The 12,707-nt window shown below is 66.6% G+C and carries 13 protein-coding genes; 6 read left to right on the top strand and 7 right to left on the bottom strand.

The genetic code is table 11. The features are described from left to right. Positions 1-108: 108 nt before the first annotated feature. The 3 genes from EO174_RS14950 to EO174_RS14940 form a co-directional block, all read right to left on the bottom strand. Positions 109-1,290: an NAD(P)/FAD-dependent oxidoreductase gene (locus EO174_RS14950; RefSeq protein ID WP_126945442.1), complete on the bottom strand. Its 1,182-nt coding sequence runs from the start codon at positions 1,288-1,290 to the stop codon at positions 109-111. Then, positions 1,287-1,835, bottom strand: a complete 549-nt coding sequence (locus EO174_RS14945) for a YaeQ family protein (RefSeq protein WP_126945440.1) — start codon at positions 1,833-1,835, stop codon at positions 1,287-1,289. Before EO174_RS14945 ends, EO174_RS14950 begins: the two co-directional genes overlap by 4 nt. Positions 1,836-1,897: 62 nt before the next feature. Then, the gene (locus EO174_RS14940; protein WP_126945437.1) at positions 1,898-2,377 is read right to left on the bottom strand and encodes a YaiI/YqxD family protein; all 480 of its coding nucleotides are present in this window, start codon (positions 2,375-2,377) and stop codon (positions 1,898-1,900) included. A 267-nt stretch (positions 2,378-2,644) separates the two neighbouring features. On the opposite strand from EO174_RS14940, the gene EO174_RS14935 reads away from it, so the two are divergent. Both EO174_RS14935 and EO174_RS14930 read left to right on the top strand, forming a co-directional pair. Then, positions 2,645-2,854: a cold-shock protein gene (locus EO174_RS14935; RefSeq protein WP_006451993.1), complete on the top strand. Its 210-nt coding sequence runs from the start codon at positions 2,645-2,647 to the stop codon at positions 2,852-2,854. Between the two features lie 172 nt (positions 2,855-3,026). Continuing rightward, positions 3,027-3,725: a glutathione S-transferase gene (locus EO174_RS14930; protein WP_126945434.1), complete on the top strand. Its 699-nt coding sequence runs from the start codon at positions 3,027-3,029 to the stop codon at positions 3,723-3,725. A gap of 117 nt (positions 3,726-3,842) precedes the next feature. On the opposite strand, the gene EO174_RS14925 is transcribed toward EO174_RS14930, so the two are convergent. Continuing rightward, entirely contained in the window at positions 3,843-4,718 is an 876-nt protein-coding gene (locus EO174_RS14925) for an alpha/beta hydrolase (protein ID WP_126945431.1), read from the bottom strand. A gap of 169 nt (positions 4,719-4,887) precedes the next feature. On the opposite strand from EO174_RS14925, the gene EO174_RS14920 reads away from it, so the two are divergent. Both EO174_RS14920 and EO174_RS14915 read left to right on the top strand, forming a co-directional pair. After that, positions 4,888-6,444 carry a YdiU family protein gene (locus tag EO174_RS14920; protein WP_126945428.1) on the top strand — a complete coding sequence of 519 codons (1,557 nt, stop codon included), beginning with the start codon at positions 4,888-4,890 and terminating at the stop codon, positions 6,442-6,444. Positions 6,445-6,538: 94 nt separating this feature from the next. Further along, the gene (locus tag EO174_RS14915) at positions 6,539-7,099 is read left to right on the top strand and encodes an adenine phosphoribosyltransferase (RefSeq protein WP_104582190.1); all 561 of its coding nucleotides are present in this window, start codon (positions 6,539-6,541) and stop codon (positions 7,097-7,099) included. Positions 7,100-7,288: 189 nt separating this feature from the next. On the opposite strand, the gene dbpA is transcribed toward EO174_RS14915, so the two are convergent. Beyond that, positions 7,289-8,665 carry an ATP-dependent RNA helicase DbpA gene (gene dbpA / locus EO174_RS14910; RefSeq protein WP_104649036.1) on the bottom strand — a complete coding sequence of 459 codons (1,377 nt, stop codon included), beginning with the start codon at positions 8,663-8,665 and terminating at the stop codon, positions 7,289-7,291. Between the two features lie 110 nt (positions 8,666-8,775). Between dbpA and EO174_RS14905 the strand changes: the two genes are divergently transcribed. Beyond that, entirely contained in the window at positions 8,776-10,668 is a 1,893-nt protein-coding gene (locus tag EO174_RS14905) for an ATP-binding cassette domain-containing protein (protein WP_126945425.1), read from the top strand. Positions 10,669-10,872: 204 nt separating this feature from the next. On the opposite strand, the gene EO174_RS14900 is transcribed toward EO174_RS14905, so the two are convergent. Continuing rightward, positions 10,873-11,298: a barstar family protein gene (locus EO174_RS14900; RefSeq protein WP_126945422.1), complete on the bottom strand. Its 426-nt coding sequence runs from the start codon at positions 11,296-11,298 to the stop codon at positions 10,873-10,875. Continuing rightward, the gene (locus EO174_RS14895) at positions 11,295-11,744 is read right to left on the bottom strand and encodes a ribonuclease (protein WP_104582194.1); all 450 of its coding nucleotides are present in this window, start codon (positions 11,742-11,744) and stop codon (positions 11,295-11,297) included. Before EO174_RS14895 ends, EO174_RS14900 begins: the two co-directional genes overlap by 4 nt. A 259-nt stretch (positions 11,745-12,003) precedes the next feature. On the opposite strand from EO174_RS14895, the gene EO174_RS14890 reads away from it, so the two are divergent. Continuing rightward, the gene (locus tag EO174_RS14890; protein WP_104582195.1) at positions 12,004-12,615 is read left to right on the top strand and encodes a superoxide dismutase; all 612 of its coding nucleotides are present in this window, start codon (positions 12,004-12,006) and stop codon (positions 12,613-12,615) included. The last annotated feature ends 92 nt before the right edge of the window (positions 12,616-12,707 follow it).

Below are 12,707 nucleotides of genomic sequence, written 5' to 3'. Positions count from 1 at the left end.
CCTGGCGACGGGCTTTAATATACGAAGGAACTCGACTGCGTCCATGTCTGTGGACAAGGCCGCATCCGGGGTGAGACTCAGGCCACGTTTGCGCCTGTGGACGTCGCATCAGGCTACGCTCCCGGCGGCGTGACCGGACGCCCATGCCCATTGAAAGTTGTAGCCGCCCAGCCATCCGGTCACATCCAGCACCTCGCCGACGAAGTACAGGCCGGCCACCAGGCGCGACTCCATGCTCGCACTGGAGACCTGGTGGGTATCGACACCGCCCAGCGTTACTTCAGCGGTGCGATAGCCTTCGGTTCCACTGGCGATCAGCGGAAAGGCGGCCAGCAGGTCGGCGGCGGCCTGCAACTGCGGTGGGTCGAGCTGGCGGACCGGCTTGTCCGGCAACCACACCTCGCACAGGCGCTGGGCAAACCGCCGTGGCAGCACGTCGGCCAGCACGTTGCGCAGCTCGGTGGCGCCCCGCTGGCGTTTTTGTTCGCGCAGCCATGCCGCGGCGTCCTGGCCCGGCAGCAGGTCCAGGCGCAGCTCGTCGCCGGGTTGCCAGTACGAGGAGATCTGCAGGATGGCCGGGCCGCTGACGCCGCGATGGGTGATCAGCATGAAGTTGCGGAAGCTGGCGCCGTTGCACTGCGCCTGGACCGGTACCGCCAGCCCGGACAGATCCTGCAGCCGCTCCTGGTGCTTGCCGCTCAAGGTCAGCGGCACCAGCCCGGCGCGCGTCGGCAACAGCGTGTGGCCGAACTGCTGGGCCAGCGCGTAGCCCAAGCCGCTGGCGCCCATGCTCGGGATCGACAGCCCGCCGGTGGCCACGATCAGCGACTGCGCCTGCACGCGTCCCTGGCTGGTCTCCACGGTGAAGCCATCGCTGTCACGCTGCACCGAATGCACCTTGCAGTCGGTACGCACCTGCACGCCGGCCGCGTCGCATTCGTCCAGCAGCATGCGCACGATCTGCTTGGACGAGATGTCGCAGAACAGCTGGCCCAGCTCTTTCTCGTGATAGGCGATGCCGTGGCGCTCGACCATCTCCACGAAATCAAGCGGGCTGTAGCGGGCGAGGGCGGACTTGCAGAAGTGGCGGTTGGCCGAGAGGAAGTTGCCCGGGGTGGTGCCGGTATTGGTGAAGTTGCAGCGCCCGCCACCGGACATCAGGATCTTCTTGCCGACCTTGTTGGCATGGTCGATCACCAGCACCTGGCGGCCGCGTCGGCCGGCGGTGAAGGCGCTCATCAGTCCGGCCGCGCCGGCACCGACGACCAGCACGTCGCAACGCGTGCTCATTCGGCCGGAGCTTGCCGCACCATCGGGGTCAGGGTGACGCTGCCGTGGTCGGCCAGCATCTGCACCTCGCCGTCCTGGATGATCACATCGAAGCGCATGCCGCGCTGGATCAGCGCGCCCAGCGCCTCGGTGGCCTGCGACTCCAGTTCGAGCACCCGCAGGTTGCGGTGCCGGCCCAGCGCGTTGGCGTGCTTCGTCCACCAGGTTTCGGTGGCCTGGCCGCCGTAGCCGATCACCACCACCTCGCGCGAGCGGTTGCAGGCCTTGCGCACGCGGCTCTCGTCCGGCTGGCCGAGGTCGATCCACAGGTCCGGGTCGCCGGTGTAGTCGCGCCGCCACAGGTCGGGTTCGTCCTCGTTGCTGAGGCCGCGGCCGAATTCCAGGCGGTCGTCGGCAAACAGCGCGAACGCCAGCAGCCGCACCATCAGGCGTTCGTCGGTTTCGGAGGGGTGCTGGGCCAGGGTCAACGAATGGTTGGCGTAGTAGCCACGGTCCATGTCGCTGATCTGGAGTTCCGCCCTGCGGACGGTGGCGGTAAGGGCCATCAGGATGCCGGTTGCAAAGGGCGCCCATGATACGCCCCCGCTGCAACCCCGGCGTGCGGCGCTCAGCTGCGCGCCACCTCGGCCAGCCAGCGGTCCAGCTGGGCGGCAAATGCCTGACGGTCGCGCGGATGCAGGGCCGCAGGCCCGCCAGTGACGACGCCGGCGCCGCGCAGTTCTTCCAGAAAGCCGCGTACTGACAGGCGCTCGTTGATGCTGTCGCTGGTAAACGGCTCGCCACGCGGGCTGATGGCGGCCGCGCCGGCCTGCAGTACGCGGGCAGCCAGCGGGATGTCCTGGGTGACGACCAGGTCGCCCGCAGCCACGCGTTTGGCAATGAGGTCGTCGGCCGCGTCCGGCCCTCCGGGGACCTGCAGCGCACGCACATGCGCCAGGCGAGGGGTCTGCAGGAAATGATTGGCGACCAGTGTCACGGCCGCGCCGGTCCGTGCGGCAGCGCGGAAAAGAATGTCGCGAATGACTGCCGGGCAGGCGTCGGCATCGACCCAGATCTGCGGGCGGGACGGCAGGGGAGGCGTATTCATGTGCTGAAATCGGGAGGGAAAGGGCCTGACAGGTGGTCGGATCCGGCCTGACAGTAAAAAATTTGACGCAGGGTGTCGCTTTTTGCTGGGAACACGAGTACTGTGCACGCACTGTGTTTGCAAGGGTCACCGTGAATCGTGGCCTGATGCAGCCGGATCGTTACAGATCTCGCTTCATCGTTCCGCTTTACCAACGCCTGCAACTCAGTCTCAGCTCCGGCTTTTCGGACGCTGCGATTTATCCATCTATAGTTCAGGAGTTTGTAAATGTCAGATCGTCAGAGCGGTACCGTGAAGTGGTTCAACGATGCCAAGGGCTTCGGCTTCATCACCCCGGAAAGCGGCCCGGACCTGTTCGTGCACTTCCGTGCCATCCAGGGCACCGGCTTCAAGTCGCTGCAGGAAGGCCAGAAAGTGACCTTCGTCGCCGTGCAGGGCCAGAAGGGCATGCAGGCTGACCAGGTGCAGGCGGTCTAATCCGTCTGCAACCGTAAGGTTGCCAAAAACGCCGGTCGCGCAAGCGACCGGCGTTTTTTATTGGGCGCAATCTGATCGATGCGCCAGAGCCGGGCAGATCGACCCGCGCAGGTGAGCGCAGCGACGACACGCGGCTCGGTAGCATAGGTGCTTTCCGCGCGCAGTCCCTGCCATGATCACTGTCCACCATCTCAACAATTCCCGTTCCCAGCGCGTGCTGTGGCTGCTGGAAGAACTGGCGCTGCCGTACCAGATCGTCCGGCATGAGCGCGATCCCAAGACCATGCTGGCACCGGCGGCCTTGCGTGCCATTCATCCGCTCGGCAAGTCGCCCATCGTCGTGGACGGCGATCTGACCGTGGCCGAGTCCGGCGCGATCCTGGAGTACCTGACCGAACGCTACGACACCGAGTGCGCCTTGTCGCCGTCGCCGCGCCCGCCGGAGTCGCCGGAGCGCCTGCAATTCCGCTACTGGATGCATTACGCCGAAGGCTCGGCGATGCCGCCGTTGCTGATGACCCTGATCTTCGGGCGCATTCGCAGTGCGCCGATGCCGTTCTTCGCCAAGCCGATCGCACGCGCCATCGTGGACAAGGCGATGGCGGGCTTTGTCGGTCCGCAGCTCAAGTTGCACCTGGACTGGATGGAGCAGTCGCTACAGGCACGCGAGTGGTTTGCCGGCGAGCGTTTCACTGCGGCCGACATCCAGATGAGTTTCCCGGTGCAGGCGGCTGCTGCACGCGGCGGCGGGCTGGAGAGCTATCCACGCCTGCGTGCCTTTCTCGCGCGCATCGAAGCGCGCCCGGCATATCAGGCCGCGCTGAAGAAGGGCGGCCCGTTCGCGTTGATGGGGCGCAAGCCGGCCGGGTGACATTGCGGTCGCCGTGTCGACGGTGCGCCCACAGAAGCTGCAGGTCACCGTGCCTTGACGGTGTCCTGCCAGGGTTGGCGACTCCCGACCCCGGTTCCCCAATCCGTTACCGCCCCATCACGGCGCCCGACACTGCCGCAGGAACTGCAGCGTGTCGCGCAGCACCGGCGAGCGCTCGGGTGATTTGCGCAGTGCCAGCACCAGGCCGAGATGGCCCATGCCCGGGTAGATCTTCAACTCGGCCGTGCCCCCCGTGCGTTGCAGGGCCTGCTGCAGCGAGGTGCTGTTCTGCAGCTCGACCACGTGGTCGGCATCGCCGTGCAGCAACAGCATCGGCGGTTCGTCGCCGCCAACGAAGTGCACCGGCTGCGACTGCTGTTGCGTCTGCGGCGCCTTGCCGAAGATCTCCACCAGTTCCGGGTCGCTGGTGGGCAGGAAATCGTACGGCCCGGCCAGCCCCACCACCCCGCACAGCTGGCGGGGCTGCAGGCCCTGCGTCTGCAGCCAGCGCGCATCGGTACCCAGGAGCGCGGCCATATGCGCACCGGCGGAGTGGCCCATCACCGCCAGCCGCGTCGGGTCGCCGCCATAGGCGTGGGCATGCCGATAGCCCCAGCCGGTGGCAGCGGCGGCATCGGACATGAAGCCTTGCGGCCCCACCTGCGGATACTTGCGATAGTCGGCCACCATCGCCACCACGCCCTGGCGCGCGAGTGCACGCCCGACCCAGCGATAGTTGGCGCGCGTTCCGCGCTTCCAGGTGCCGCCATAGAAGAACACCACCACCGGTGCATCCACCGCGCCACGCGGCTGGTAGACGTCCAGTGCCAGATCATGCGCCGCATCGAACACCTGGTCGCGATGCTCGACGATGCCGTCTCGGCTGGATGCGGCGTTGATGCCACCGAAGAACACGCTGCTGCAGGCGGTCAGCGTCAGCGAACCGAGCAACAGGAGGGCGGGGCGAAACCAGCGATAAGCGCGCGAAGGCATGGGCGATGTCTGTCGAAGGGCAGGGAGGAATAACGCTGTGGTTGTCGCCAGCATGTGCAGGACGAGTCCGCTTGCTGGCGGCCAGCTGATCGAAGATACGGTACGTGCGCAAAGCCGGATGCGTGGTTGCCCATGCGAAGTTCATTGTCGTTGGCCTACGCTGGCAGCCATGACGACCCTGCAATTTGACAACCGCCTGCGCCAGCAGCTGCCTGGTGATCCGGAACAAGGTCCACGCCGCCGCGAAGTGCGCGCCGCATGGTCGGCGGTGGCACCGACACCGGTCGCCGCGCCGCGCCTGTTGGCGTATTCGGCAGATGTCGCGCAACGGTTGGGGCTGGACGCCGCGGAGATCGGCAGCGCGCGCTTTGCCGAGGTGTTTGCCGGCAATGCGGTGTATCCGGGCATGCAGCCATGGGCGGTCAATTATGGCGGCCACCAGTTCGGGCATTGGGCTGGCCAGCTGGGCGATGGCCGGGCGATTTCGCTGGGCGAGGCGATCGGGGTCGATGGCGGCCGCTACGAGCTGCAGCTCAAGGGCGCCGGCCCGACGCCCTACTCGCGCGGGGCCGATGGCCGGGCGGTGCTGCGCTCGTCGATTCGCGAATTCCTGTGCAGCGAAGCGATGCATCATCTGGGTGTGCCGACCACACGCGCGCTGAGTCTGGTCGCCACCGGCGATGCGGTGGTGCGCGACATGTTCTACGACGGCCGGCCGCAGCGCGAACCGGGCGCGATCGTGTGCCGGGTGGCGCCCTCGTTCATCCGCTTCGGCAATTTCGAGTTGCCCGGTGCGCGCGGCGATCTTGCGCTGCTGCGGCACTGGGTGGATTTCACCATCGCACGCGATTTCCCGCAGCTGGAAGGTGCCGGTGAGGCGTTGTACGCGGCATGGTTCGCGCAGGTCTGCGAGCGCACCGCGGTGATGGTGGCGCACTGGATGCGGGTGGGCTTCGTGCACGGGGTGATGAATACCGACAACATGTCGATCCTGGGATTGACCATCGATTACGGCCCCTATGGCTGGGTCGACGACTACGACCCGGACTGGACGCCAAACACCACCGACGCGCAGGGGCGTCGCTATCGCTTCGGCACCCAGCCTCAGGTCGCCTATTGGAACCTGGGGCGCCTGGCGCAGGCGCTGGCGCCGCTGTTTGCCGACCAGGCGCGGTTGCAGCAGGGCCTGGACCGCTTCCGCGATACCTACCTGGCCTGCGACCGCCACGACACCGCTGCCAAACTGGGCCTGGCCGACTGCCGCGACGAGGATCTGCAGTTGATCAATGCGCTGCGCGCGCTGATGCTCGAAGCCGAGATGGACATGACGCTGACATTCCGCGGCCTGATCGCGTTCGCGCAGGAAAATCTTGATCCGGATCTATTGCACGAGGCGTTCTACGACCAGGACAAGCGCCTCGCGCATGCCGTGCCATTGCAGGCATGGCTGCAGCGCTACGCGGCGCGGCTGCGCCAGGACACGCTGTCGCCGGAGCAGCGACGCGAACGCATGCGCCTGGCCAACCCGCGTTATGTGCTGCGCAACTACCTGGCGCAGCAGGCGATCGATCTGGCCGAGCAGGGCGATGCCTCGGGCGTGCAGGAATTGCTGGAGGTCATGCGCCGGCCCTACGACGACCAGCCGGGCCGCGACGCGTTTGCCGCGCGGCGGCCGGACTGGGCGCGCGACCGCGCCGGTTGCTCGATGCTGTCGTGCAGTTCCTGACGCGCTCAGATGCAGGTATGTCGTAAACCCAGCGTCGTCAGGCCGCGCAGCCTAGAATAGGGGCGTCCCCACCGGCCCTGATGCCACTGCCACCATGACTGACTGCACCCGCTGCGCCGGCACCCATTCTTCCGGACCCAATCAATGGTCCGAGCGAATCCGCGACATCGCCGATTTTCCCAAGCCGGGCATCGTCTTCAAGGACATCACGCCGCTGCTGTCCGACGGCCCGGATTTCGCTTCCGCGCTGGACGAAATGGCGCAGCCCTGGCGCACCACGCCGCTGGATGCGGTGCTGGGCATCGAAGCGCGCGGTTTCATCCTAGGGGCAGCCCTGGCGCGCGAACTGCGCACCGGCTTCGTGCCGGTGCGCAAGCCCGGCAAACTGCCCGGGCGGACGCTGATCCAGGAATATGCGCTGGAATACGGTACCGATCGCATCGAGATGCACGAGGACGCGTTGCCGCGCGGTGCCCGTGTCTTGATCGTCGACGACGTGCTGGCCACCGGCGGTACGCTGCGCGCAGCCTTGGGTCTGGCCGCACAGCTGGAACTGGAAGTGGTCGGCGCGGCGGTGCTGGTCGAGCTGCTGGCGCTGCAGGGCCGTGAGAAGTGGGCCAATGACGTGCCGCTGCTGGCAACGCTGAGCTATTGATCCAGGCCTCTTCCCGACTGCGCGTCTCGCTGCTCTGACGGCCTGCAAACCGGCGCAACGGTCCTGCCGCCGTGTGCAGATCGCCCATCTGCGCCAGCGTGCGCATCCCTGTGGATCCCGCGGCGGGTGCTGTCGCCGCTGCGCGATCGATTGGTCGGCAGGAGTTCTGCCGCACCTTGCTACAGCTTGCTACAGCTTGCTGACCCGGAACCGGCGGCCCTTGATCTTGCCCGCATGCAGATGCGCCAGCGCCTTGGCGACGTGCGCGCGGGCGATGGCGACATAGGAGCGCGTGGGGTAGATGGCGATCTTGCCGATCGCCGCGCCCGAGAGCCCGGCTTCGCCGGTCAGTGCGCCGAGGATGTCGCCGGCACGCAGCTTGTCGGTCTTGCCGCCATCGATGCGCAGCGTGGTCATGGCCGCCTGCGGCAACTGCGCGGGGCGGGCGGTGGCCAGCGGTGCGCGCGACCAGGTCAGCGGCTGGCCTTGTTCGGCTTCCAGCGCCTGCGCGCGGCCGGTCTCGCGCGAGGCCACCAGGCTGAGCGCCAACCCGCGCTTGCCGGCGCGTGCGGTACGGCCGATGCGGTGGCGGTAGGTCTCGGTATCGGTGGGCAGCTCGTAGTTGACCACGGCCGACAGGTCTTCCACGTCCAGCCCGCGTGCGGCCACGTCGCTGGCCACCAGCACGTTGCAGCTGCGGTTGACGAAGCGCACCAGCACTTCGTCACGGTCGCGCTGTTCCATGTCGCCATGCAGCGCGAGCGCGGAAAAGCCGAACTCCTGCAGCGAGCCGGCCACTTCGTCCACTTCCTTGCGGGTATTGCAGAACACCACGCTGGATTCGGGATTGAAGCGCAGCAGCAGGCCGGCGACGGCCTTCTGCCGGTAGGTCGGGTCGACCTCGAAGAACTGCTGGTCGATTTCCGGCGCGTTGTCGGCGCCTTCGACGGTGATTTCGATCGGGTCCTTCAGGATCTCGCGCGCCAGCGTGCGGATGATGTCCGGGAAGGTGGCCGAGAACAGCAGGCTCTGGCGGTGCTTGTCGCAGCGGCTGGCGATCTCGCGGATGGGTTCCTCGAAGCCCATGTCGAGCATGCGGTCGGCCTCGTCCAGCACCAGCGTGCGCACGCCGCCCAGATGCAGGGCGCGCTTGCGGGCCAGTTCCTGGATGCGGCCGGGCGTGCCGACCACCACTTGCGGGTCATGCGCTTCCAGCGAGGCCAGTTGCGGGCCCAGCGGCATGCCGCCGGTGAGCACCACCAGCTTCATGTTGGGGATGCCGGTGGCCAGCTTGCGCAGCTGCTTGCCGACCTGGTCGGCCAGTTCGCGGGTGGGACAGAGCACCAGCGCCTGCGCACGGGTCACTGCCGGATCGAGCTTTTGCAGCAGGCCCAGCCCGAAGGCGGCGGTCTTGCCGCTGCCGGTCGGCGCCTGGGCGATGACGTCCAGCCCCTGCAGGATCGGCGGCAGGCTCTGCGCCTGGATGGGAGTGAGGACGGTGTAGCCAAGGGCGTCGATGCCGGGGGCCAGGGCCGGCGACAGCGGCAGCGCGGAGAATTCGTTCATGGCGCATTTTAGCCCGGGATTGGGCATTGGGGATTCGGGATTCGTCACCGCGACAGCCCGCGCTCCTGCCAATCCCGAATCCCCAATCACCAATCCCGTACAATCAGCGCATGCCCTTAATCACTCTGCAAAGCGTCGACTACAGCGTCGGCGGCCCCTTGTTGCTGGAAAAAACCGACCTCACGATCGAGCCGGGCGAGCGTATCGCCCTGATCGGCCGTAACGGCGCCGGCAAATCGACCTTGATGAAACTGATTGCCGGCGAGCTCAAGCCCGACGACGGCGAAGTGCGCGTGCAACAGGGCGTGCGCATCGCGCGGCTGGAGCAGGAAGTGCCGCAGGGCACCGGCGGCAGCGTGTTCGACGTGGTGGCCGACGGCCTGGGCGAGCTGGGTCATTGGCTGGCCGAGTTCCATCAGCTCAGCCATGCCGAGGTGTTCGATGCCGATGCGTTCGGCAAGGTGCAGGCCAAGATCGATGCAGCCGAAGGCTGGGCGCTGGATCAGCGCGTCAGCGAAACGCTGACCAAGCTGGAACTGGACGGCGATGCGGAGTTTGCGCGGCTGTCCGGCGGCATGAAGCGGCGCGTGCTGCTGGCGCGCTCGCTGGTGTCCTCGCCGGATGTGCTGCTGCTGGACGAGCCGACCAACCATCTGGACATCGAAGCCATCGACTGGCTGGAGTCGTTCCTGAAGAACTGGAACGGCAGCGTGCTGTTCGTCACCCATGACCGGCGCTTCCTGCGTGCGCTGGCCACCCGCATCGTCGAGATCGATCGCGGTCAGGTCACCAGCTGGCCGGGCGACTGGGCCAATTACGAGCGCCGCCGCGAAGAGCGGCTCAATGCGCAGGCGCAGGAAAACGCGCGCTTCGACAAGATGCTGGCGCAGGAAGAGATCTGGATCCGCCAGGGCATCAAGGCGCGGCGTACCCGCGACGAAGGCCGCGTGCGGCGTCTGGAATCGATGCGCAACGAGCGTGTGCAACGTCGCGACCTGACCGGCAACGTGCGCATGGAAGTCTCGCAGGGCGAGTCCTCCGGCAAGAAGGTGATCGAGGCCAAGGAGGTCGGCTTCGCATTCGGTGCGCGCACGATGGTCAAGGATTTTTCGACCATCATCCAGCGTGGCGACCGTATCGGTCTGATCGGCCCCAACGGCAGCGGCAAGACCACCTTGCTCAAGCTGTTGCTGGGCGATCTGCAGGCGCAACAGGGCGAGATCCGCATCGGCACCAATCTGCAGATCGCCTACTTCGACCAATACCGTTCCACGCTGCGCGAGGACTGGAGCGCGATCGAGAACGTGGCCGAAGGCCGCGATTTCATCGAGATCAACGGCAAGCGCAAGCATGTACATGCGTATCTGCAGGACTTTTTGTTCACGCCCGAGCGCGCCCGTGCGCCGATCACCCGGCTGTCCGGTGGCGAGCGCAATCGGCTGCTGCTGGCACGCCTGTTCGCGCAGCCGTCCAACCTGCTGGTGATGGACGAACCGACCAACGATCTGGACGTGGAAACGCTGGAACTGCTGGAAGAGCTGCTCGGCGAGTACACCGGCACCTTGTTGCTGGTCAGCCATGACCGCGACTTCCTCGACAACGTGGTGACCTCCACCTTGGTGATGGAAGGCGAGGGCCTGATCGGCGATTACGTTGGCGGGTACAGCGATTCGTTGCGTCAGCGTCGCACCCCGGCACCCAACGCGATGGCGGTTGCCAAGGCATCGGCAACGGCGGTGGCGACCACGCCGGTGGCGGCTGTGGTGCCGGCCGATGCCGCGCCCAAGCGCAAGCTCAGCTACAAGGACGCGCGTGAGCTGGAGCAGTTGCCGGCGTTGATCGAAACCCTGGAGCAGCAGGTCACGGCACTGACCGAGGCCATGAACGACCCGGCCTTCTATCAGCGCGACAGTGCGGCGATGGCCGCACACACCGCCGCATTGGGCGCCGCGCAGGCGCAGCTGGATGCGGCGTTCGCGCGCTGGAGCGAACTGGATGGTTGATGATCGGGCCGGCGCGCGACTGCATGCCGGCCCTGTAGAGGTGCGGTGTCGATAGCTGGCACCACAGATCCATGACGCGGTGGCAGCCGTTGGGGCCGCGCGTCAGGTAAGCGCGGGATAGATACGCGCCGGCACTCACGGATAGCCCGCGCAGTGCCGGTCCTGGTCTGTTCCGTGATCGCAGGCTGGTCTTGCAGGCCGCGCCTAGTCGCAGGCATTGGCAGGTGCCACGAACGCCGCGAACGTGTGCCCGCGCGTGGCCCAGGCGGTAGCGGCCTGGTCGAGAATATCCAGCAAGGTGTCGCGGTCGTTCGGCGCAGTGCGCGCGAGTGCGTCGGCGCCGTCGATCAGCAGCGCATAGCCCTCCGCTGCCGGCAGCCACGCCAGGTCGCGCAAGGCATCGGAGAGCGCGTCCCAGTTGCGGCCGAAGCTGGCCGGGAAGTCCAGTTGGGTGGCCAGGCGCATCAGCAACCTGTGCTTGTCGCTGCAACCGGCCAGGTCCACGCGCAGGATGTGCAGGCCGGCATCGCGGGCGAGCGCGGCCATGGTGTCCAGATCGTCGGTGTCGGCTTGGTAGACGCCCGATTGCTGCGGGTCGGACAGATCCAGCGCGAAGTCGCCTGCGCTCATGGCGTGCGCTCCGGGGCCGGGCCCTGGAACGATTTGAAACTCTGGTAATGATCGTCGCTGTAATACCACGCCTGCGGCGGCGTGCCGCCGGTGACGATGCGCCGCGCGCCGCGATCGGGGCTGCCTGGCGTTTCCACGGTGTATTCGTGGTAGTAGCCGCGTGGGCGCGCGGGCAGGTGCTGCTCATGATTGCCGAAGACGCTGCCGTCTTGCGGATGCGGGAACGGGCCGCCGCGCTGGATCAGCACGATCGTGGCCATCGCTTCGGTCGGCAGGAACCCCGGCAACTCGTGCTGCCGGGATGGCCGTTCGGCCGGTACCGCCGCGGCGATCGGCGCGCTCAGCTGCGGCGCGAAGTGCGGCTTGGGCGTCTGCAGCGCACGCATGCCCCATAACCCGGCCACGAGCAGCACGATGGCGACGATCAGCAAAGCAGGCTTGCGCATGAAGACGTTCCGGAGGCGACGGTATGGACGGCAGGGCAAGTATGCCGTTGCCCGACTGTGTCGACTTTGAATGCATAGCTGCGCCGGTCCGGTTCACGCCCAAGTAACCGGGGCATGGTGCAAGGTGTGCAGCGAACACGACGCGGCATGCGATGGGATGAAGTTTCCCTGCCACCACCCTTGGTAAGCGCCGCCGCCGTCCTTACCATCTACCCCGCAACGCCCGGTCTTCGCCGGGCGGCACGTCCAGGAGACACCCATGGCTTACACCCTTCCGCAGTTGCCCTACGCCTACGACGCGCTGGAACCCAACATCGATGCGCAGACGATGGAAATCCATCACACCAAGCATCATCAGACCTATATCAACAACGTCAACGCGGCGCTGGAAGGGACTGAGTACGCCGATCTGCCGGTGGAAGAGCTGGTGTCCAAGCTGAAGAGCCTGCCGGAAAACCTGCAGGGCCCGGTGCGCAACAACGGTGGCGGCCACGCCAACCATTCGCTGTTCTGGACCGTGCTGTCGCCCAATGGCGGCGGTGAGCCCAAGGGCGAGGTCGCCAAGGCGATCGACAAGGACCTCGGTGGTTTCGAGAAGTTCAAGGAAGCCTTCACCAAGGCCGCCGTCAGCCGTTTCGGCTCGGGCTGGGCCTGGTTGAGCGTGACCCCGGACAAGAAGCTGGTGGTGGAGAGCACCGCCAACCAGGACAGCCCGCTGTTCGAAGGCAACACCCCGATCCTGGGTCTGGACGTGTGGGAACACGCGTACTACCTGAAGTACCAGAACCGCCGCCCGGAATACATCGGCGCGTTCTACAACGCGGTGAACTGGGAAGAAGTCGAGCGCCGCTACCACGCTGCGATCGCCTGACGTCCTGCTTGAGCGCTGAATCCTGTGTAGCGCTCTACCAGTGACATCCAACGCACAAGGCCGGGAGCGATCCCGGCCTTGTGCATTCTGCT

Source organism: Xanthomonas sp. BRIP62418 (assembly GCF_003993495.1).
Lineage (GTDB): Bacteria > Pseudomonadota > Gammaproteobacteria > Xanthomonadales > Xanthomonadaceae > Xanthomonas > Xanthomonas euroxanthea.
Note: the sequence above shows the minus strand (reverse complement) of the source record. Positions and strands in the feature narration are given on the sequence as shown.